This is a genomic window from Micromonospora zhanjiangensis (genome assembly GCF_042650605.1).
In the GTDB taxonomy this organism is placed as follows: Bacteria; Actinomycetota; Actinomycetes; order Mycobacteriales; family Micromonosporaceae; genus Micromonospora_J; species Micromonospora_J zhanjiangensis.
Window position 1 is genome coordinate 190,371 of the sequence record NZ_JBHSBN010000004.1, and the last position, 20,439, is coordinate 210,809.

17 protein-coding genes and 1 pseudogene are annotated in these 20,439 nt (G+C 72.6%); 13 read left to right on the plus strand and 5 right to left on the minus strand.

Translation table 11 applies throughout. The features are described 5' to 3' along the window. The first annotated feature begins 2 nt into the window (after positions 1-2). Positions 3-1,034, plus strand: a complete 1,032-nt coding sequence (locus ACFOX0_RS08630) for an adenosine deaminase (RefSeq protein WP_377543341.1) — start codon at positions 3-5, stop codon at positions 1,032-1,034. A gap of 453 nt (positions 1,035-1,487) precedes the next feature. Here the strand turns inward: ACFOX0_RS08630 and ACFOX0_RS08635 are convergent, their stop codons facing one another. The 3 genes from ACFOX0_RS08635 to ACFOX0_RS08645 form a co-directional block, all read right to left on the minus strand. Next, positions 1,488-2,879 carry a HAMP domain-containing sensor histidine kinase gene (locus ACFOX0_RS08635; RefSeq protein ID WP_377543342.1) on the minus strand — a complete coding sequence of 464 codons (1,392 nt, stop codon included), beginning with the start codon at positions 2,877-2,879 and terminating at the stop codon, positions 1,488-1,490. Positions 2,880-2,908: 29 nt separating this feature from the next. Continuing rightward, the gene (locus ACFOX0_RS08640; RefSeq protein ID WP_377543344.1) at positions 2,909-3,598 is read right to left on the minus strand and encodes a response regulator transcription factor; all 690 of its coding nucleotides are present in this window, start codon (positions 3,596-3,598) and stop codon (positions 2,909-2,911) included. A gap of 154 nt (positions 3,599-3,752) precedes the next feature. Next, on the minus strand, positions 3,753-4,898 hold the full coding sequence (locus tag ACFOX0_RS08645) for a class I SAM-dependent methyltransferase (protein ID WP_377543346.1): 1,146 nt from the start codon (positions 4,896-4,898) through the stop codon (positions 3,753-3,755). Positions 4,899-5,044: 146 nt separating this feature from the next. Here ACFOX0_RS08645 and ACFOX0_RS08650 point away from each other — a divergent pair, with 146 nt between their 5' ends. From ACFOX0_RS08650 to ACFOX0_RS08665, 4 genes are all read left to right on the plus strand, one after another. Continuing rightward, positions 5,045-5,857, plus strand: coding sequence for a polysaccharide deacetylase family protein (locus ACFOX0_RS08650; protein ID WP_377543347.1), 813 nt, complete (start codon positions 5,045-5,047; stop codon positions 5,855-5,857). 94 nt (positions 5,858-5,951) lie between these two features. Further along, the gene (gene thrS, locus ACFOX0_RS08655; RefSeq protein WP_377543348.1) at positions 5,952-7,976 is read left to right on the plus strand and encodes a threonine--tRNA ligase; all 2,025 of its coding nucleotides are present in this window, start codon (positions 5,952-5,954) and stop codon (positions 7,974-7,976) included. Positions 7,977-8,046: 70 nt separating this feature from the next. After that, positions 8,047-8,619 (plus strand): HIT family protein, encoded by a 573-nt coding sequence (locus ACFOX0_RS08660; RefSeq protein ID WP_377543349.1) that lies wholly within the window; start codon positions 8,047-8,049, stop codon positions 8,617-8,619. A 16-nt stretch (positions 8,620-8,635) separates the two neighbouring features. Beyond that, on the plus strand, positions 8,636-9,709 hold the full coding sequence (locus tag ACFOX0_RS08665; protein ID WP_377543350.1) for a CapA family protein: 1,074 nt from the start codon (positions 8,636-8,638) through the stop codon (positions 9,707-9,709). 61 nt (positions 9,710-9,770) lie between these two features. Here the strand turns inward: ACFOX0_RS08665 and ACFOX0_RS08670 are convergent, their stop codons facing one another. Further along, the gene (locus tag ACFOX0_RS08670; protein WP_377543351.1) at positions 9,771-11,933 is read right to left on the minus strand and encodes an elongation factor G-like protein EF-G2; all 2,163 of its coding nucleotides are present in this window, start codon (positions 11,931-11,933) and stop codon (positions 9,771-9,773) included. Between the two features lie 254 nt (positions 11,934-12,187). Between ACFOX0_RS08670 and pgsA the strand changes: the two genes are divergently transcribed. The 7 genes from pgsA (at position 12,188) to ACFOX0_RS08705 (ending at position 18,455) form a co-directional block, all read left to right on the plus strand. After that, on the plus strand, positions 12,188-12,820 hold the full coding sequence (gene pgsA / locus ACFOX0_RS08675) for a phosphatidylinositol phosphate synthase (protein WP_377543353.1): 633 nt from the start codon (positions 12,188-12,190) through the stop codon (positions 12,818-12,820). Further along, a complete protein-coding gene (locus ACFOX0_RS08680; protein ID WP_377543355.1) occupies positions 12,817-13,782 on the plus strand; it encodes a phosphatidylinositol mannoside acyltransferase in 966 nt (321 codons plus the stop codon). The genes pgsA and ACFOX0_RS08680 overlap by 4 nt, the downstream gene beginning before the upstream one ends. Positions 13,783-13,796: 14 nt before the next feature. Then, a complete protein-coding gene (locus ACFOX0_RS08685) occupies positions 13,797-14,942 on the plus strand; it encodes a glycosyltransferase family 4 protein (protein ID WP_377543356.1) in 1,146 nt (381 codons plus the stop codon). A gap of 119 nt (positions 14,943-15,061) precedes the next feature. Next, positions 15,062-15,559: a hypothetical protein gene (locus ACFOX0_RS08690; RefSeq protein ID WP_377543357.1), complete on the plus strand. Its 498-nt coding sequence runs from the start codon at positions 15,062-15,064 to the stop codon at positions 15,557-15,559. A 184-nt stretch (positions 15,560-15,743) separates the two neighbouring features. After that, on the plus strand, positions 15,744-16,658 hold the full coding sequence (gene pdxS / locus ACFOX0_RS08695; RefSeq protein ID WP_377543358.1) for a pyridoxal 5'-phosphate synthase lyase subunit PdxS: 915 nt from the start codon (positions 15,744-15,746) through the stop codon (positions 16,656-16,658). 177 nt (positions 16,659-16,835) lie between these two features. Beyond that, the gene (gene pdxT / locus ACFOX0_RS08700) at positions 16,836-17,474 is read left to right on the plus strand and encodes a pyridoxal 5'-phosphate synthase glutaminase subunit PdxT (RefSeq protein WP_377543359.1); all 639 of its coding nucleotides are present in this window, start codon (positions 16,836-16,838) and stop codon (positions 17,472-17,474) included. A gap of 231 nt (positions 17,475-17,705) precedes the next feature. Further along, the gene (locus ACFOX0_RS08705) at positions 17,706-18,455 is read left to right on the plus strand and encodes a YebC/PmpR family DNA-binding transcriptional regulator (RefSeq protein ID WP_377543360.1); all 750 of its coding nucleotides are present in this window, start codon (positions 17,706-17,708) and stop codon (positions 18,453-18,455) included. 96 nt (positions 18,456-18,551) lie between these two features. Here ACFOX0_RS08705 and ACFOX0_RS08710 read toward each other — a convergent pair whose 3' ends face one another. Next, a complete protein-coding gene (locus ACFOX0_RS08710; protein ID WP_377543361.1) occupies positions 18,552-19,082 on the minus strand; it encodes an endonuclease domain-containing protein in 531 nt (176 codons plus the stop codon). A 778-nt stretch (positions 19,083-19,860) separates the two neighbouring features. On the opposite strand from ACFOX0_RS08710, the pseudogene ACFOX0_RS08715 reads away from it, so the two are divergent. Next, positions 19,861-20,322 (plus strand): annotated as a pseudogene (locus ACFOX0_RS08715) (aminotransferase class V-fold PLP-dependent enzyme); the annotation flags it as partial. Positions 20,323-20,439 lie beyond the last annotated feature (117 nt).

Below are 20,439 nucleotides of genomic sequence, written 5' to 3' on the forward strand. Positions count from 1 at the left end.
CCGTGACCACCGACCTGTCGGGCTTCATCGCCGGGCTGCCCAAAGTGGAGCTGCACGTGCACCACGTCGGGTCCGCCTCGCCCCGGATCGTGGCCGAGCTGGCCGCCCGGCACGAGGGGCGTACCCCGGTGCCGGCCGACCCGGCCGCGCTCGCGGACTACTTCGCGTTCCGCGACTTCGCCCACTTCGTCGAGATCTACCTCAGCGTCGTCGACCTGATCCGGGACGCCGACGACGTCTGGCTGCTCACCCACGAGGTCGCCCGGGAGCTGGCCCGGCAGCGGGTCCGCTACGCGGAGCTGACCATCACGCCCTACTCGCACGTGCGCCGGGGCATCCCGGCGCCGGCCTTCTGCGAGGCGATCGAGGACGCCCGGCGGCGGGCCGAGGCCGACTTCGGCATCGCGCTGCGCTGGTGCTTCGACATCCCGGGCGAGGCCGGTCTGCCGGCCGCCGAGGAGACCCTGCGGATCGCCCTGGACGAGCGCCCGGACGGACTGGTCAGCTTCGGGCTCGGCGGGCCGGAGATCGGCGTGCCGAGGCCGCAGTTCAAGCCGTACTTCGACAAGGCACGGGCCGCCGGGCTGCGCTCGGTCCCGCACGCCGGCGAGACAACCGGCCCGGAGACCATCTGGGACGCGATCCGGGAGCTGGGCGCCGAGCGGATCGGCCACGGCACCTCCGCGGTACGGGACCCGCAACTGATGGCGTACCTCGCCGAGCGGCAGCTCCCGCTGGAGGTCTGCCCCACCTCCAACGTGCGGACCCGGGCCGTACCCAGCATCGACGAGCACCCGCTGCGGACGATGGTGGACGCCGGCCTGCTGGTGACCATCAACTCGGACGACCCGCCCATGTTCGGCACCAGCCTGGAGGCCGAGTACGCGGTGGCGGCCCGGTTGCTGGACGCCGGCCCGCGGGAACTCGCCGGGCTGGTCCGGAACGCGATCTCGGCGTCCTTCCTGTCCAGCGCGGAGAAGTCCCGGCTCGCCGCCGAGGTCGACCGCTACCTGGCCGGGGCGCCGACCGACTGAGCCGCCGGGCCGGCCGACCTCGGCCGACCGAGCCACCCGGGCGGGGTGGACGCTGACCCGGCGCGGTTTGCTGCGGGCGGCCGCGCCGGGTCAGCGGGTTCGGGCGACGGGTCGGGCCGGTCGGGTCGCCCGGGGGTCGACCCGACACGACCGGCGCGTCCTCGTCGACGCTCTCCGCCCGTCGTCTCGTACCGCTGGGTTGGGCTGCTGTGCGGGTTGGCGCGCGCGGCGGGAGCTGGTGTGGGGGACCGGTCCCGCCGCGCGCACGGCTCCACCGGGCCGGGTTGGGACGCAACTTCTGGGGCGTTGGCCCGGCGGAGCGGGTTGGGATCGCCTTCGATGTTGCCATCGTGGCGGGACGGACGGCGGGGGGTTAACCCAGACCTAAGCAAGACTTGCGCAAGGCTGAAAGATCTTCCGGCGCGACCCTGGTCGACGCGCGGTCCGGCTGGGTCAGCCGTCCGACTCCTTGGACCGGGACCACCGGCGTCCGGTCGTCTCGCGTTCCCGGGCCAGCCGGCCGACCAGCCCGAACCGGCTCACCTGGCGGGGGGCCGCCTCCGGGTCGCGCAGCAGCATCACCACGCTGGCCCCGCCGAGCCGGGCCCGGTCGATGCTGACCGACCCGTCGGCCTGCAGGGCCACCCGCCGGGCGATGTCCAGGCCCAGGCCGGTCGAGCCGCGGTCGCTGGCGCCCCGGCGCAGCGCCCGGTCCGGGTTGGCGATGCCGGCACCGGCGTCGTCGATCCGGATCGCCACGTAACCGTCCCGCCGCGAGACGGCCACCTCGAACGCGGTGCCCTGCGGGGTGTACCGGAAGACGTTGCCGAGCACCGCGTCCAGCGCCGCGGCCAGCTCGGCCCGGGGGACCGGGACCGGGATCCGCAACTGGGCGCCGAGCACCTTGTGCGGGCGGTTCTGGTCGCCGGCCAGCGCCGCCCAGAAGACCATCCGGTCGCGGACCACCTCGCTCGCGTCGCACATGCCGACGGCGACCTCCTGGGCCACCGTCTTGCGGGTGGTGTTGATCAGTACGTCGATCTCACCCTCCAGCGTGACGATGGCCTGCCGGATCCGGCGGATCGTCCGACGCCGGTCGAGTTCGGCCTCGCTGAACGAGCCGACGCTGGTGTCGTCGGAGTCCAGCGCGTCGGCGTCCAGCCGCAGCACGGTCAACGGCGTGCGCAGCCGGTGCGACAGGTCGGCGACGAGTTCCCGCTCGTCGGTGCGCGAGGCGACCAGCCGGTCGGCCATCCGGTTGAAGGCGTACCCGGCCTCGGCCAGCTCCCGCGGGCCGCCCGGTTCGATGCGTACCCCGAGGTCGCCGTCGCCGACCGCCATCGCCGCCTGGACCAGCGTCCGGGCCGAGCGGACCGCCCGGCCGGCCAGCCGGTCCACGACGACGACCGAGGCCACCACCAGGCCGGCCGCGACCACCGCCAGCGTGACCCAGGTGCCCGTGGCCCCGGCGTCCAGCGCCGAGTCGGGCACGAACACCTCGACCACCGCGGTCCGGTCGCCCAGCACCACCGGCTCCAGCCGCACCACCCCGCCGGCCACGTCGACCACCTGCGGGGCGCGGTCACCGGCGGCCAGCGCCACGTCCTTCGGATCGGCCCGACCCGGTCCACCGAGGTCCAACCCGTGCACGACCACCCGCCGCGCCGGGTCGTCCGAACTGCCGGCGACCGCCCGCTGCCGGGCCTTCGGGTCGGCGGTGGCGGTGAGCGCGCCGACCACCACCGCGCTGCGCCGCGCGGCGTCGGCCAGGGCCTCCCGGCGGGTGTCCTGCTGGAGCGTGATCCCGAGCGGGACGAGGAACACCAACGCCACGATCGACGTCATGCCGGCGCCGAGGTAGGCCAGCGCCAGCCTCAGTCCGGTGCCACCAGCCGGAATCCGACCCCCCGCACGGTGCGCAGGTAGCGAGGCTTCGCCGCGGACTCGCCCAGCTTGCGGCGCAGCCAGTACAGATGCACGTCGATTGTCTGGTCCTCGCCGACCGATGGCTGCCGCCATACCTCCTCCAAGAGTTCCCGGCGGGACACTACCCGGCCGGGTCGGGCCGCGAGATAGGCCAGCAGGTCGAATTCCTTGCGGGTCAGCGCGAGCGCGACCCCGTCGAGCTGGGCGCTGCGCTCGCCGACGTCCACCCGCAGACCGCCCACCTCGTGCACCGCCGGCTGTACCGTACGGCTCGCCCGGCCGGCCCGGCGCAGCACGGTGGTGATCCGGGCGTCCAGGTGGGCGCCGGTGAACGGTTTGACCATGTAGTCGTCGGCGCCGGCGCGCAGCAGCCGGACGATCGCCTGCTCGTCGTCCCGGGCGGTGGCGATGATGATCGGGACGTCGGTGATCCCGCGCAGCATCCGCAGCGCGTCGGAGCCGTCCAGGTCGGGCAGGCCCAGGTCCAGCACCACCAGGTCGGGTGTCTCCGCCGCGACCCGGCGCAGCGCGTCGAGCGCCGTGCCGACCGCGTGCACCGCGTGTCCCCGGTCGGCCAGGGACCGCAGCATCGCGCCGCGAACGACGTGGTCATCCTCGACCAGGAGTACCGTGGCCACCCCAAGACCGTACTGCCCGTGGCAAGTCGCGCCGGAGCGCGGTGCCCCGGCGGCCGGCGTGTCCGCCGGTTCGGCCCGCCACCGACCGTCCGTACGGCCCGTCCCTCGCCGGCCCGTACGACCGAATGGCGGCGATATCGTCCGTTCGGCCCGGTTACGGCAGCCGGAGCACCCAGCGGTACGCCTGCACCAGGCCGGTGTCGAAGCCGGCCGCCGAGCCCCAGAGGAAGAGCCGGAACCGGCGGTACAACGGCTCGCCCCAGCGGGCGACGACCTCCTCGCGGGCGGCGTCCAGCCGCAGCGCCCACTCCCGGCAGGTCAGGTAGTAGTTGTGCCGGTCGTCGGCCACCGACAGCAGCTCGAACGGCGACCGGGCCACCTGGCGCAGGTACTGGTGCAGCAGCAGCGGCGCCGAGTTGCCGGGATAGATGTAGCGCTTCAGGAACGTGGAGGCCAGGTGCTTGCGCCGCATGGCCAGCGCGTCCAGGTAGACCCGACCACCGGGACGCAGCAGTTCGGCGTACTTGCGCAGGGTGGTCCGGTAGTCGGGCAGGTGCTCGGTGACGCCCATGTTGACGATGGCGTCGAACTTGCGCTCGTCGGTGTAGCCGAAGATGTGCTGGCGGACCACCGTCACCGGCAACCGTTCGCGGACGAACAGGTCCTTCAGGTAGCGCTCCGACTCGGCCGCCAGGGTGGTGGTGGTGACGTCGATGCCGCGCCGGGCCGCGTGCTCGGCGAACGCGCCCCACCCGCCGCCGACCTCCAGCACCCGGTCGCCCGGCCGCACCCCGATCGCCTCGATGGCCAGGTCCATCTTGCGGGTCATCGCGTCCTCGAGCGGCTCGTCGTCGCTGGCGAAGACGCCCTCGGTGTAGCAGCGGTGCCGCCGGTCGAGAAAGGTCAGGAAGAACTCGCTGTCCTCGTCGTAGTGCTGCGAGATGGCCCGCCGGTCGTGTTCCTTGCGCCCCTTCAGCAGCGCGCCGGGGGTGAACCGGCTGAGGAACGCGATCGGGTGGAAGTCGTTGAAGAAGTCCCGCATCTTCAACGCCGCGGCGAGGTCACCCTCCACGTCCAGCCAGCCCTGCAGGTAGGCGACGGCCACGCTGAACTGGTCGAGTCCGGCGAGGGCCCGCTCGCCGCGCGGGTCGGTGGCGCGGATCGTGAACAAGGGCTCACCCGTGCCGAACGGGTGGACCGGGCCACCCACCGTCGCGACGGCGAAGGGCATCTCGGGTCGGCTGGCGAAGAACGTCTCGTACCGGCGTTGAAGTGCTCGTACGGTGTCTGTGGCGGCCACGGCGTCAATCTAACCCGCGACACCGGGCGGCGCCTGCCGTCCAACTGGATGACTACCCGGTATGCACGCGGGCACCCGACCGGTACCCTGTGCGCGGGGATTCGTTGCGGGATCGGAACCGCGGTGGATGGGCACGGGGGTGTCGAATGGGCGTCGCCAGGCGTCGACTGTTGGGTGGAGCGCTGGTCGCCGCGGGGGGTGCGGTCGTCGGCGGCGCGGCCACCGCGCTGTGGCCGTTGCTCGGCCCGGACCGGCTGCCGATCAGCGGCGGGTACGCCCCGGCCGGCGTGGCGCGCACCTGGTCGCCGCGCGGGCAGGTGCAGGTGCACTGGCACGTCCCCACGGACGAGCCGCTGGTCGCGCTCACCTTCGACGACGGTCCCGGGCCGTGGACCCCGATGGTGCTCGACGCACTGGACCGGGCCGACGCCCCGGCCACCTTCTTCATGGTCGGCGAGCGGCTCACCCGTGCCCCGGAACTGGTCCGGGGTCGGCTGGACCGGCACGAGGTCGGCAACCACACCTGGGCGCACCGCGATCTCGCCCAACTCGACGAGGCGGGCGTACGGGACCAACTGACCCGGACCCACGACGCGATCCACCGGCTGCTCGGCCGGTCGCCCACCCTGATGCGGCCGCCCTGGGGGCACCTCGGCGGCAGCACGCTCACCGTGGTCGACGAACTCGGCTACGACGTGGTGATGTGGTCCCAGCAGATGCGCGAGACGATGTTCCAGGCCGACCCGCCGGCCCAGGTCCGGGACATCGTCGACAACGCCAAACCCGGGACCATCGTGCTGGCCCACGACGTCGGCGGCCCCGACCGGCTGGTCGCGCTGCGCCAGATCGGCGCGTTCATCGACGGTTTCCGGGCCCGCGGCCTGAAGCCGGTCACCGTCTCGGAGTTGCTCGCCGCCCGCCGGTCCGGCCCGCCCGGGCCGTCGCCCGCGGGGCGGTGACCGCTCCGGAGGTTGGGCCGACCCGGGCGCCGGATAGCATCGCAGCAGCCGAGCATCCGGCGTCGCCTGGTTCGTCCCTACTTAAGGAGTTCCCGTGTCCGCACCGTCCAGCCCTGTTGTGACCGACCCCGTCGTCGTCGCGGCCGGGACGACGGCGGCCGACGCGGTGGCCGCGGCGGGCCTGCCGGCGAGCGGCCCGAAGGCCGTCGTGGTGGTCCGCGAACTCGACGGTCCGGACGCCGGCCGGCTGCGCGACCTGGACTGGGCGCCGACCGCCGACGCCCGGGTCGAGCCGGTCGCCCTCAACTCGCCGGACGGGCTGAACGTGCTGCGGCACTCCACCGCCCACGTGCTCGCCCAGGCGGTGCAGGACGTCTTCCCCGAGGCCAAGTTGGGCATCGGCCCGCCGATCGAGAACGGCTTCTACTACGACTTCGACGTGTCCCGGCCGTTCCAGCCGGAGGATCTCGGCAAGCTCGAGAAGCGGATGCAGGAGATCATCAAGTCCGGCCAGCGGTTCCGCCGACGCCGGTTCGACGGCGTCGAGCAGGCCCGCGCCGAACTCGCCGCCGAGCCGTACAAGTTGGAGCTGATCGAGGTCAAGGGCGAGGGGCTGGACTCGGCCGAGGTGATGGAGGTCGGCGGCGGCGAGCTGACCATCTACGACAACCTGGCCGCGAACGAGGACAAGGTCTGCTGGTCCGACCTGTGTCGTGGCCCGCACCTGCCGAACACCCGGTTGATCGGCGCCTTCAAGCTGATGCGCTCGGCCGCCGCCTACTGGCGCGGATCGGAGAAGAACGCGCAGCTGCAACGGGTCTACGGCACCGCGTGGCCGACCCGGGACGAGCTCAAGGCGTACCTGAAGTTGCTGGAGGAGGCGGCCCGGCGCGACCACCGCAAGCTCGGCGCGGACCTGGACCTGTTCAGCTTCCCGGACGAGATCGGCTCGGGTCTGGCGGTCTTCCACCCCAAGGGCGGGATCGTCCGGCGGGAGATGGAGAACTACTCCCGGCTCAAGCACGAACAGGCCGGCTACCAGTTCGTCAACACCCCGCACATCACCAAGGAACAGCTCTTCCTGACCTCGGGCCACCTGCCGTACTACGCGGACACCATGTTCCCGCCGATGCACCTGGAGGGCGCGGACTACTACCTCAAGGCGATGAACTGCCCGATGCACTGCCTGATCTTCCGGGCGCGCGGGCGGTCCTACCGGGAGCTGCCGCTGCGGTTCTTCGAGTTCGGCACGGTCTACCGGTACGAGAAGTCCGGTGTGGTGCACGGGCTGACCCGGGTACGCGGGCTGACCATGGACGACTCGCACATCTTCTGCACCCGGGAGCAGATGGCCGGCGAGCTGACCTCGCTGCTGCGCTTCGTCCTGGACCTGCTGGCCGACTACGGCCTGGACGACTTCTACCTGGAACTGTCCACCCGGGACGACTCGCCGAAGTTCATCGGCTCGGACGAGGACTGGGACGCGGCCACCGAGGCGCTGCGGGCGGCGGCCGAGGACTCCGGCCTGGACCTGGTCCCCGACCCGGGCGGCGCGGCGTTCTACGGGCCCAAGATCTCCGTACAGGCCAAGGACGCGATCGGCCGGACCTGGCAGATGTCCACCATCCAGGTGGACTTCAACTTTCCGAAGCGGTTCGACCTGGAGTACCAGGCCGCCGACGGCAGCCGGCAGCGACCCGTCATGATCCACCGGGCGCTGTTCGGCTCGATCGAGCGGTTCTTCGGCGTGCTCACCGAGCACTACGCCGGCGCCTTCCCGGCCTGGCTGTCGCCGGTGCAGGTGGTCGGCATCCCGATCCGCGAGGAGCACGGGGCACACCTGGACGAGTTCGTCCGGCTGCTGCGGGCCGAGGGGATCCGGGCCGAGGTGGACGCCTCCGACGACCGGATGCAGAAGAAGATCCGCACCGCCCAGCAGCAGAAGATCCCGTTCATGGCGATCGCCGGCGACGACGACGTGGCCGCGGATGCCGTGTCGTTCCGCTACCGGGACGGTTCACAGCGCAACGGCGTGCCGCTGGCCGAGGCGGTCGCACACGTGGTGGACGTGGTCCGGTCCCGGACCAACGCCGGCCCGTCCGCCGAACCCGCCGCCTGAGTACACCCGGGCCGCCTACCTGACCGGTCCGGATGGGTGGGACCCGGTGCGGTGCTCGTAGGATCGCCGTGTGACTGGGGCGCGACGGCACACCGACACCGACCCGACCGACGGAACGGCCACCGGCCTGGCGGACGGCCTGGAACGGCTGTGGACGCCACACCGGATGACCTACATCAGCGGCCAGGACCGGCCCGCCGAGGGCTACGAACAGCCCACCGGCTGCCCGTTCTGCCTGGCCCCGGATCGGGAGGGCGCGGACAGCCTGGTGGTCGCCCGGGGCGAGCACGTGTTCGTGGTGCTCAACCTCTACCCGTACAACCCGGGTCACCTGCTGGTCTGCCCGTACCGGCACGTGGCGGACTACCCGGACCTGCACGGCGACGAGACGGCCGAACTGGCCGCCTTCACCCAGACCGCGATGCGGGTGGTCCGCACCGTCAGCGCCGCGCACGGCTTCAACATCGGGATGAACCAGGGCACCGTCGCCGGTGCGGGCATCGCCGCGCACCTGCACCAGCACGTGGTGCCCCGCTGGGGCGGGGACGCGAACTTCATGCCGGTCATCGGCCGGACGAAGGTGCTGCCGCAACTGCTCACCGACACTCGTGACCTTTTGGCGGGCGCCTGGCCGGCCGGCTGAGCCGTACGCTCCGAGCGTGCTGAAATCCGTACCGCGTGGTGGCCTCGCCGCCGCGCTCGTCGTCGTGACCCTGCTGACCGGCTGCCGGGACGCCGCAACCCCGGCCGCCCGGTGGCATGCCCCCGAGACCGGCGGCGGGTCGTCGTCGGCGGCCGTTCCGCCCGACGCCGTCGAACTGCGGCTCGCCTTCGCCGGGGACGTGCACTTCATGGACCGCACCCGGCCGTTGCTGCGCGACCCGGCGACCGCCTTCGGCCCGATCGCCGACACCCTGCGGGACGCCGACCTCACCGTGGTCAACCTGGAGACGGCGGTCACCGAGCGCGGCACCCCGCAACCCAAGACCTTCCACTTCCGGGCGCCGACCACCGCCTACGACGCGGTACGGGCGGCCGGGGTGGACGCCGTCTCGATCGCGAACAACCACACCCTCGACTACGGCCAGGTCGGGTTGCTGGACACCCTGGACTCCGCCCGGCGCGCCGGTTTCCCGGTCTTCGGCGCCGGCCGCGACGCCGACCAGGCGTACGCGCCGTGGCTGACCACCGTGCGTGGGGTCCGGATCGCGGTGCTGGGGATGTCGCAGATCAGCGAACTGGCCAGCCAGTGGCAGGCGACACCGACCCGGCCCGGGATCGCCATGGCGTTCGACACCAAGCGGGCCGTCGCCGCGGTGGCGGCCGCCCGCAAGCAGGCCGACCTGGTCATCGTCTACCTGCACTGGGGGGTCGAGGGCAATCCCTGTCCGAGCGCGCAGATGAAGGCGTTCGCGCCGAAGCTGGCGGCCGCCGGGGCGGACATCGTGGTCGGCACGCACGCGCACACCCTGCTGGCCGACGGCTGGCTGGGCCGCACCTACGTGCACTACGGGCTCGGCAACTTCCTCTGGTGGAGCGGCCTGAACAGCCCGGACTCGGGGGTGCTCCAGCTCACCGTCCGGGGCCGGCAGGTGATCCGCAACGAGTTCCGGCCGGCGACCGTCTCGGACACCGGGCAGCCGGTGCTGGTCACCGGGGCGGCGGAACGGAAGATCCGCGACAAGCTGACCGTCAACCAGCGGTGCACCGGCCTGAGCCGCACCCCCGGCTGATCGACCCGGCCCGCCACCACCGGCAACCCGGCCCGCCGGCGCGGACCGGGCCACCGGTACGTCACTGGTTCGCGGCGTGTTCCTTGCGGACCTGGTCCACCAGGTGACCGGGCATCGGCTCGTAGCGGACGAAGGACCGGGTGAAGGTGCCCGCCCCGGAGGTCATCGAGCGCAGCTCGACGGCGTACCGGACGAGTTCGGTGGCCGGCACCTCGGCGCGGACCAGGGTGCGCTCGTGCCCGGCCGGGTCGGGCTCGGTGCCCAGCACCCGGCCGCGCCGGCCGGACAGGTCGCTCATCACGCCGCCGACCGAGCCGTCCGGGACCCGGATCACCACCTCGTCCACCGGTTCCAGCAGGGTCACCTGCCCCTTCTCGGCGGCGTCCCGCAGGGCCAGCGCGCCCGCCGTCTGGAACGCCGCGTCGGACGAGTCCACGCTGTGCGCCTTGCCGTCCACCAGGGTCACCCGTACGTCCACCACCTGGTGCCCGGCGACCAGGCCGCGTTCCAGCTGGGCGCGGACGCCCTTCTCCACGGAGGGGATGTAGTTGTGCGGGACCGCACCGCCGACCACCCGTTCGGCGAACTCGAAGCCCGCGCCGCGGGGCAGCGGTTCCACCTCGATGTCGCAGACGGCGTACTGACCGTGCCCGCCGGACTGCTTGACGTGCCGGCCGTGCCCCTTCGAACCGGCCGCGAAGGTCTCCCGCAGCGCCACCCGGACCGGCTCGGTGTCCAGTTCGACGCCGCCGCCGCGCAGCCGGTCGAGCACCACGTCGGCGTGCGCCTCACCCATGCACCACAGCACCAGTTGGTGGGTCTCCGGGTTGCGCTCCAGCCGCATCGTCGGGTCACCGGCCACCAGCCGGGCCAGGTTCTTGGCCAGCGCGTCCTCGTCGGCCCGGGACCGGGCGACGACGGCGACCGGCAGCAGCGGTTCGGGCATGTCCCACGGCTCGACCAGCAGCGGCTCCTCCCGGCCGGAGATGGTGTCCCCGGTCTCGGCGCTGCCCGACTTGGTGATCGCGCAGATGTCGCCCGCGACGCAGTACGGAACCTCCCGCAGGGTCGCGCCCAGCGGCGAGTACACGTGCGCGACCCGCTCGTCGGCGTCGTGGTCGGGGTGCCCGCGCTGCTCCATCCCGTGCCCGCAGATGTGCAGCGTCTGATCCGGCCGCAGGGTGCCGGAGAAGACCCGGACCAGGGACACCCGCCCGACGTGCCGGTCGATCGTCGTCTTGACCACCTCGGCGACCAGCGGACCGGCCGGGTCGCAGGTCAGCGGCGGGTACGGCGAGCCGTCCACCCCGGTGACCACGGGCAGTTCGTGCTCCGGCGGGGCGGGGAACCCGGCCGTGAGCACCTCGAGCAGCGCGTCCAGGCCGAGGCCGGTCTCCGCGCAGACCGGCACCACCGGGTAGAAGTGGCCGCGCGCCACCGCCTTCTCCAGATCGTCGATCAGCACCTGGACCTCGATCTGTTCGCCGCCGAGGTAGCGGTCCATCAGGGTCTCGTCCTCGCTCTCGGCGATGATCCCCTCGATCAGCTCGTTGCGGGCCTCGTCGATGGCCGGCAGGTGCTCCGGGTCGGGCTCGCGCACGGCCGGCGGGTAACCGGCGGAGTAGTCGAAGACCCGCTGCGTGATCAGGCCGAGCAGGCCGGCCACGGACACCCCGTCGTCGCCGAGCATCGGCAGGTACAGCGGCAGGACGTTGTCGTCGAACACCCGCTGGCACAGCGCCACCGTCTCGTCGAAGTCGGCCCGCTGGTGGTCCAGCCGGGCCACGGCGACCGCCCGCGGCATGTCGACGGCGGCGCACTCCTCCCACAGCGCGGCGGTGGCCGCGTCCATCCCGTCGACCGCCGAGACCACGAACAGGGCGGCGTCGGCCGCCCGGAGGCCGGCCCGCAGTTCGCCGACGAAGTCGGCGTACCCGGGGGTGTCCAGCAGATTGATCTTCACGCCCCGGTGCGTCACCGGCGCGCAGGCCAGGCTGACCGAGCGCTGCTGCCGGACGGCCGCGGGGTCGTGGTCGCACACCGTGGTGCCCTCGGTGACTGTGCCGGCCCGCCCGATCGTGCCGGTGACCGCCAACAGGGCCTCGACCAGAGTGGTCTTGCCGGCGCCGGAATGACCGACGAGCACCACGTTGCGAACCCTGTCGGGCTCGTCCACCACCGGTACCGGACCGGTGACTCCCTTCTCCTGACTTTTCTGCGCCATCGACGGGCCTCCCTAGCCGGTGGTTGTGGGCGACCGCCGCGCGACGACGAGGAGGAACGACCCGGGGCGAAACCGCGGCGATATCCTCGGCCGACCCGTCGCGCGCCGTTCACCTGAAGTGTGTCCGGGTGAGGTAGCTCACGTTTCCCTGCACTGATCCCACACCCGCGACGGGCCGTACACAACCCCGCCGCGCGAAGTAAGCGGACCGTCCGTACCGGTGGGTCGCGGCCGACCGTTATCGTGGGACCGCCATGGCGAAGATCTTCCAAGTGTCCGCACGTGCCGGGATGACCCGAGTCATCGAACCGGTCGCCCGCCGGTTGCTGCGCGCCGGCGTGTCACCCAACGCGGTGACCGTCGCCGGTACGACCGGCGTGCTGGTCGGGGCGCTGGGTCTCGGCGCCCGCGGCCACCTGGTCGCCGGCGCCCTGGTGGTCACCTTCTTCGCCCTCACCGACCTGCTCGACGGCACGATGGCCCGGCTGTCCGGCGGCTCCACCCGGTTCGGGGCGTTCCTCGACTCCAGCGCCGACCGGCTCGCCGACGGGGCCGTGTTCGGCGCGGTCGCCTACTGGCTGGCCACCCGGGGCGACCACTGGGGCGTCGCCGCGGCCCTGATCTGTCTGGTCCTCGGTGGGCTGGTGTCCTACGTCAAGGCGCGGGCCGAGGGTCTGGGCATGACCGCGAACGTCGGCGTCGCCGAGCGGACCGAGCGGCTGGTCATCGTCGGGGTTGGTGGCCTGCTCACCGGCTTCGGCCTGTCCTGGGCCCTGGTCGCGGCGCTGTGGCTGCTGGCCGCCCTGTCGCTGTTCACCGTCGCCCAGCGGGTCCGGCACGTGTACGCCCAGGCGCAGCGGTCCGGGCACCCCGAGGCCGACGCGTGAGCCGGCTCGCCGACCTGGGCTACGCCGCCGGCTGGCGACTGGTGCGCGCCCTGCCCCGGCCGGTGGCCGCCGCGGCCTTCCGGGCCGGCGCGGACCGGGCGTACCGCAAGCGCGGCCGGCGGGTCGACCGGCTCGCCGGCAACCTGCGCCGGGTGGTCGGGCCGGACCTGCCGCCGCAGCGGCTGGAGGAACTGGTCCGGCGCGGCCTGCGCTCGTACGCCCGGTACTACCTGGAGGCGTTCCGGCTGCCGTCGCAGTCCCGCGACCAGCTCCGCGACGGGTTCCGGCTGGAACGGCACGAGCTGCTGGGCGCCGACGTGGCGGCCGGCCGGGGCGCGGTGGTGGCGTTGCCGCACGCCGGTAACTGGGACGCCGCCGGGGCCTGGGTGGCCGCGATGGGCTGGCCGCTGACCACGGTCGCCGAGCGGCTCAAGCCGGAGAGCGTCTACCAGCGGTGGTTGGCCTTCCGCCGGCAGCTCGGCATGGAGATCATCCCGTTGACCGGCGGCCAGCAGCCGCCGTTCACGGTGCTGGCCGACCGGATCGCCCAGGGGCACGTGGTGCCGCTGCTGGCCGACCGGGACCTGTCCGCCCGAGGCATCGAGGTGCGGTTCTTCGACGGTCGTACCCGGATGCCGGCCGGCCCGGCGATGCTGGCCATCCGGACCGGGGCACCGCTCTACGTCGCCTCACTCTGGTACGAACCGGACGGACCGCGCGGCCTGCTCGAAGGGCCCCTGGCGATACCGGACCCGGACAGCGGGACGTTGCAGGAGCGGGTGGCCGAGCTGACCCAGCGGATCGCCGACCGGTTGGCCGCCGGAATCGCCCGGCATCCGGAAGACTGGCACATGCTGCAGCGGATGTGGATCGACGAGCCCGCGACACCGGCGGACGACGGACTGGCCGAGCCGGTCGCCCGCAAGCCGGTCATCGGGCCGCCGACCGCCGGTTCGGCCTGAGGGGGAGGGGCGCAGTGCGGATCGGCATCGTGTGCCCGTACTCCTTCGACGTCCCCGGCGGGGTGCAGAACCACGTGATGGATCTCGCCGAGGCCCTGATCAATCTCGGTCACCAGGTGAGCGTGCTCGCGCCGGCCGACGAGGACTCGGCGCTGCCGTCGTACGTGGTGCCGGCCGGGCGGGCGGTGCCGCTGCCGTACAACGGGTCGGTGGCCCGGATCGCGTTCGGCCCGGTCTCCACCGCCCGGGTACGCCGCTGGCTGGCCCGCGGCGACTTCGACGTGCTGCACGTGCACGAGCCGCTGACGTTGAGCCTGTCGTTGCTGGCCGTGCTCTCCGCCCGCGGGCCGGTGGTGGCGACCTTCCACACCGCGCTGACCCGGTCCCGGGCGCTCGCCGTCGCGCAGGGCATCCTGCAACTGGTCCTGGAGCGGGTCACCGCGCGGATCGCGGTCAGCGCGCTGGCCCGCAAGGTGCAGGTGGAACACCTGGACGGCGGCGCGGTGGAGATCCCCAACGGGGTGGCGGTGGCCAAGTTCGCGCACGCCGACCCGTTGCCGGACTGGCCCGGCGCCGGCGGCGCGCTGGGCTTTCTCGGCCGGTTCACCGAGCCGCGCAAGGGCTTCCCGGTGCTGCGGGACGCGTTCGTGCCGCTGGCCCGGGAACGGCCCGGGCTGCGGTTGCTGGTCGCCGGGCCGGGCGACGCCGACGACCTCTACGACCGGATGCCGCCCGATCTGCACGCCCGGGTGGTCTTCCTGGGCCGGGTGTCCGAGTCGGACAAGGCCCGGATGCTGCGCAGCGTGGACCTGTACGTCGCGCCGAACACCGGCGGCGAGTCGTTCGGGATGATCCTGACCGAGGCGATGGCCGCCGGCACCACCGTCGTGGCCAGCGACCTCGACGCGTTCCGGCGGGTCCTCGACGGGGGCCGGGCCGGCCGGTTGTTCCCCACCGGCGACCCGGTGGCGCTGCGCCGTACGCTGGCCGAGCTGCTGGACGACCCGCCGGCCCGGGCCGGCCTGTCCGGGTGCGCGGCGCAGGTGGTGGCGGGCTACGACTGGCCGACGGTGGCCCGGCGGGTGCTGGAGGTCTACGCCACCGCGATCGAGGCGACCGACGGACGGGTCATCGACCAGGAGTGGGCCGAGCCGGGCTGACCGACCGGGCCGGCCGACCGATTCGACCGGTTCGACCGGTTCGGCCGGTTCGACCGGTTCGACCGGGCCGAGCGGGCCGAGCCACCGAGCGGAAACGGAGCGACACTACGATGCCGGGCATGTGGTGGGTGGTGGGCGCGGTCGTCGTGGTGGCGCTGGTCTCGGCGTACCTGATCTGGACCGCCGGCCGGGTGGACCGGCTGCACACCCGGGTGGAGGCGGCCGCCCGGGCGCTCGACGCGCACCTGCTGCGCCGGGCGGCGGCGGCCGCGGTGTTGGCCGAGGAGCGCTTCGCGCTCGAGCTGTACGCCGCGGCGCAGATCGCCCTGGGCGCCGGCCCGGACGAGCGGGAGGCCGCCGAGAACGACCTGACCCGCCAGCTGCGGGCCACGTCCCTGCCGGGCGACGTACCGACCGCGGTGGCGGTGGTGGCGGCCAGCCGCCGGCTCGCGCTGGCCCGCCAGGTGCACACCGATCTGGTACGCGACGCCCTGTCGGCGCGCGACCGGCCGGTGGTCCGGGTGTTGCGGATGGCCCGCAAGCACGACCGGCCGGCCTACTTCGACATCGACGACCCGACCATCGAGCCGCGCCCCTCGGACCTACGGGTGGCCTGACGGGCGGGGTCCCGCGCCCGGTCGCCCACCGTGCGAATTCTGGGCGGAACGTCCGTATTTTTGGTGGTGGTGACGCGGGCCACTGAGCAGGCCACCGGGGTGTCGATTGGCCGTGGTTCGGCGTTGGACCCCGGCATAGCATCCATTCGAAGGCACCCCCACCCGTCCTGAGGAGCGAGAACCCGTGTCCGAGGTCAGCGCGCAGTCCGCCACCACCCCCGTCATCGGCACCGCCCGCGTGAAGCGGGGGATGGCCGAGATGCTGAAGGGCGGCGTGATCATGGATGTGGTCACCCCCGAGCAGGCCAAGATCGCCGAGGACGCCGGCGCGGTCGCGGTGATGGCGCTGGAGCGGGTGCCCGCCGACATCCGCGCCCAGGGCGGCGTGTCCCGGATGAGCGACCCCGACATGATCGACGGGATCATCAACGCGGTCTCCATCCCGGTGATGGCCAAGGCCCGGATCGGGCACTTCGTCGAGGCGCGGGTCCTCCAGGCGCTCGGCGTGGACTACGTCGACGAGTCCGAGGTGCTCACCCCGGCCGACTACGCCAACCACATCGACAAGTGGGCGTTCACGGTGCCGTTCGTCTGCGGCGCCACCAACCTGGGCGAGGCGCTGCGCCGGATCACCGAGGGCGCCGCCATGATCCGCTCCAAGGGCGAGGCCGGCACCGGCGACGTCTCCAACGCGACCACCCACATGCGGAAAATCGGCGGCGAGATCCGCCGGCTCACCTCGCTCTCCGCCGACGAGTTGTACGTCGCGGCCAAGGAGCTGCAGGCGCCGTACGAGCTGGTCAAGGAGGTCGCCGAGACGGGCAAGCTGCCGGTCGTGCTGTTCACCGCGGGCGGCATCGCCACCCCGGCCGACGCGGCCATGATGATGCAGCTCGGTGCCGAGGGCGTCTTCGTCGGCTCGGGCATCTTCAAGTCCGGCAACCCGGCCCAGCGGGCCGCCGCCATCGTCAAGGCCACCACCTTCCACGACGACCCGGAGATGCTGGCCAAGGTCTCCCGCGGGCTCGGCGAGGCGATGGTCGGCATCAACGTCGACGAGATCCCGCAGCCGCACCGCCTGGCCGAGCGGGGCTGGTGACCCGACCGGTCGGTGGCGACCGGTGACCTGCCCGGCTGGACACGGTCGGTGATCCGACCGGTCGGGCGCGGCCGGTGCCTTCCCGACCGCTGCCTTCCGACCGGTCGACGACCCGCCGGCGACCTCGACGGAAGGGCCCGCGCCGCGGGCCCTTCCACCACACCTGGAGGTACGAACGTGACGGCACCCGTGATCGGTGTGCTCGCCCTGCAGGGGGACGTCCGGGAACACGTCGCCGCCCTGACCGGCGCCGGCGCCCAGGCCCGCCCGGTCCGCCGCCCGGCCGAGCTGGACGCGGTCGACGGGCTGGTCATCCCCGGCGGCGAGTCCACCACGATCAGCAAGCTCGCCGACATCTTCGAGCTGCGCGAGCCGATCGACAAGCGGATCGCCGGCAGCATGCCGGTCTACGGCTCCTGCGCCGGCATGATCATGCTGGCCCGGGAGGTTCTCGACGGCCGCCCCGACCAGCGCGCCTTCGCGGGCATCGAGATGACCGTCCGGCGCAACGCGTTCGGCCGGCAGGTCGACTCGTTCGAGGCGCCGGTGGCGATCGACGGCGTCGACGGCGACCCGTTCCACGCGGTGTTCATCCGCGCGCCCTGGGTCGAGCGGGTCGGCGACGGGGTCGAGGTGCTGGGCCGGGTCACCGACGGCCCGGCGGCCGGCCGGATCGTCGCCGTCCGGCAGGAGAACCTGCTGGCCACCTCGTTTCATCCGGAACTCACCGGTGACCTGCGGCTGCACGCGTACTTCGTGGACCTGGTCCGCGCGGCCGGGGCGTCCGGCCCGGTTTGGGCGCGAAGCGGCCGCTGACGGATTTGGTTTGGTGCTATTTGTCCCGTCTGTCCGGTGCCGGCCGTCGGTATCGAGTGCGGCGCGTGACACTCGCCTGACGGACGTCGGTAGGATTGCCGAGATTCGGCAGGGCCATCTGCCCGCCACGGCTTCCACCAGAGCTGACCGGGGACACTCCGCGTACGCCGGCAGGAGCGGGGCGCGAGCGGTGCGGTCGATGCAGACGGCGGGTAGCAACGGAGGTAACAGATGTCCGGCCACTCAAAGTGGGCGACGACCAAGCACAAGAAGGCGGTCATCGACGCCAAGCGCGGCAAGATGTTCGCCAAGCTGATCAAGAACGTCGAGGTGGCCGCCCGTACCGGTGGTGGTGACCCCGCCGGCAACCCGACACTGTACGACGCGATCCAGAAGGCCAAGAAGAACTCGGTCCCCAACGACAACATCGACCGCGCGGTCAAGCGCGGCTCCGGCCTGGAGGCCGGCGGCGCCGACTGGCAGACCGTGATGTACGAGGGCTACGGCCCCAACGGCGTGGCCCTGCTGATCGAGTGCCTCACCGACAACCGCAACCGGGCCGCCACCGAGGTGCGCACCGCGCTGACCCGCAACGGCGGTTCGCTGGCCGACGCCGGCTCGGTGTCGTACATGTTCACCCGCAAGGGCGTGGTGCTCGTCCCCAAGGAGGGCACCACCGAGGACGACGTGATGATGGCCGTGCTGGACGCCGGCGCCGAGGAGGTCAACGACCTCGGCGAGGCGTTCGAGGTGGTCTCCGAGCCGGGTGACCTGCTCGCCGTCCGGTCCGCCCTGCAGGACGCCGGCATCGAGTACGAGTCGGCCGAGTCCTCGCTCATCCCCAGCGTCAACGTGCCGCTGGACGAGGAGGGCGCGCGCAAGATCTTCAAGCTGATCGACGTGCTGGAGGACTGCGACGACGTGCAGAACGTCTACGGCAACTTCGACGTGTCCGACGAGATCATGGAAGCCGTCGGCTGACGTCGACCGACCAAGAGCATCAGTTACGAAACTGTCCTCGAACCGGCGTGTCGGGCAGGAAAAGCACTGATGCTCTTGGACTGGGGGTGGGGACTCTCATCTCTCCCTGGGGGAAGCCGGTTGTTCGCGGCGACGGGCCAGGATGGCGAGGGTCTCCCGGCGGACCTCGTCGGGTTCGTGCGTCAGGCGGCGGTGGCTGAAGCGGACCACCAGGATGCCGAGGGTGGCCAGCAGCGCGTCGCGGCGTAGGTCGATCTCGCGCTGTCGCGGGTCGCCGTGGGTGGTGGCGCCGTCGAGTTCGATGTTGAGGCGCTGCCGTTCGGCGTACATGTCGAGGTACAGGACGCGGCCGCCGATCTGGACCCGGAACTGGCGCAGGAATGGGGGCATGCCGGGGGCGGTGAAGACGTGGTCGTGGCCCCAGATCTCCAGATGGCTGAGGCAGCCGGCGGCGAGCCGATCCAGCAGGGCCCGCAACTCCGTACGCCCGACCAGCATCGGCGTGACCGCCAGGGCGGCGGCGACCCGGTCGGGTGTCGTGAGCCGGTCGTTGATCGCCCGGATCAGTGGGGCCGGTCGGTCCGCGGGTGGTATATGCGGCCAGGCGTCGACCAGGGAGGACTCCAACCGGGTGACCGACACGCCGTGCCGGACGACCGCCTGTGGCGGTTGTGGGGTGAATCCCGACCGTTGGTGAACGACCAGATGAGGCCGGCCACGAATACCGGACCCGGCCGGAATGCTGAGGTGCGCGGGTTCGCCCGGTGCCACTCGGCGTAGCCCCCACACGTGCAGTGCGGTGAGGTGACTCAACGCGCCGCGCCCATCGGCGTACGCGTGAATGGCGCGTGCGGCGAGATCGGGTTCCAGCCGAGCCAGGAGCGGCACAGCGAATTCCTCCACCTGACCCGGTCCCGTGGTACGACTCGAGACTGCTGTGTGGCGTGCTCCCGCCAGGTTTGCGAGACGGCCCGGTACCGCCAGGGCCGAGGTGGGCACGAGTGCCGCCGCGACGTAGACGCGGGGGAGTACGCGCAAGAGATGGCCGTCCTGGCAGGCGCGTTCCAGGACCCAGGCGGGTAGAGCCTGCGTGGCCACCGACCGAGTGACCAGCCCGCCGTGCCGCTCGACCAGCGACCGGAGCACAGAATTCACCCGCTGACCGTGCCGCCCGACCCCGCACGCCGCAACGACAGATCCGTCGCCTGTGGATAAGACCGGCACCTGTGCACAAGCCTCTAACTCGTCCGGGTATCTGCTATGGCGTGAACCGAGGTCACCAAGAGCATCAGTTGCAGAACAGTCCTCGGGCCGGCGTGTCGAGCAGGAATAGCACTGATGCTCATGAGGACCCTTGGGTCGACGAGCGCGACGCTACAGTCAGTCGAGTGGAGATCGACGGGGCCACAAGTGGTTGATGGCCCCGCGCGGCGCGGCGTTCGGCTACCTCGCGCCGGCGCTGCGGGACCGGCTGATCCCCTCGGCGGCCGGCTGGTACGCGGGCGCCGACGTGCACGCCTCCTACTACGGTCCGCCGCTGCGGCTGGCCACCGACGCCCGCCGGTTCGACGTGTCGCCGGCCTGGTTCAGCTTCGTCGGGGCCGCGCCCGCGCTGGAACTGCTCGCCGAGATCGGGCTGCCGGCGATCCGGGAGCACAACGTGGGGCTGGCCAACCGGTTCCGGGCCGGGCTGGACCTGCCGCCCGGCGACAGCGCCATCGTCTCGGTCGACGTGCCGGACGCGGCCCGCCGGCTTGCCGGGGCGAACATCCGGGCCGCGGTGCGGGCCGGGCGGGTACGCGCCTCGTTCCACCTCTACAGCACCACTGACGACGTGGACGCCGCGGTGTGCGCCCTCACCCGCTGACCGTCAGCCGGACGGACGGCGGCGTCCGGCGGGACGCGCGATGTCCGGCGGCGGACGGTCTCCGGCGGGATGGACGCGGAGCCGGCGCTCGGCGGGACGGAGGACGGCAGGGCTCGG

Excerpts from the sequence above, each read along its gene's own strand:
- ACFOX0_RS08635 (WP_377543342.1), bottom strand. The coding sequence starts at position 2,879 with ATGACGTCGATCGTGGCGTTGGTGTTCCTCGTCCCGCTCGGGATCACG.
- ACFOX0_RS08650 (WP_377543347.1), top strand. The coding sequence starts at position 5,045 with ATGGGCGTCGCCAGGCGTCGACTGTTGGGTGGAGCGCTGGTCGCCGCG.
- ACFOX0_RS08670 (WP_377543351.1), bottom strand. The coding sequence starts at position 11,933 with ATGGCGCAGAAAAGTCAGGAGAAGGGAGTCACCGGTCCGGTACCGGTG.
- pgsA (WP_377543353.1), top strand. The coding sequence starts at position 12,188 with ATGGCGAAGATCTTCCAAGTGTCCGCACGTGCCGGGATGACCCGAGTC.
- ACFOX0_RS08690 (WP_377543357.1), top strand. The coding sequence starts at position 15,062 with ATGTGGTGGGTGGTGGGCGCGGTCGTCGTGGTGGCGCTGGTCTCGGCG.
- ACFOX0_RS08705 (WP_377543360.1), top strand. The coding sequence starts at position 17,706 with ATGTCCGGCCACTCAAAGTGGGCGACGACCAAGCACAAGAAGGCGGTC.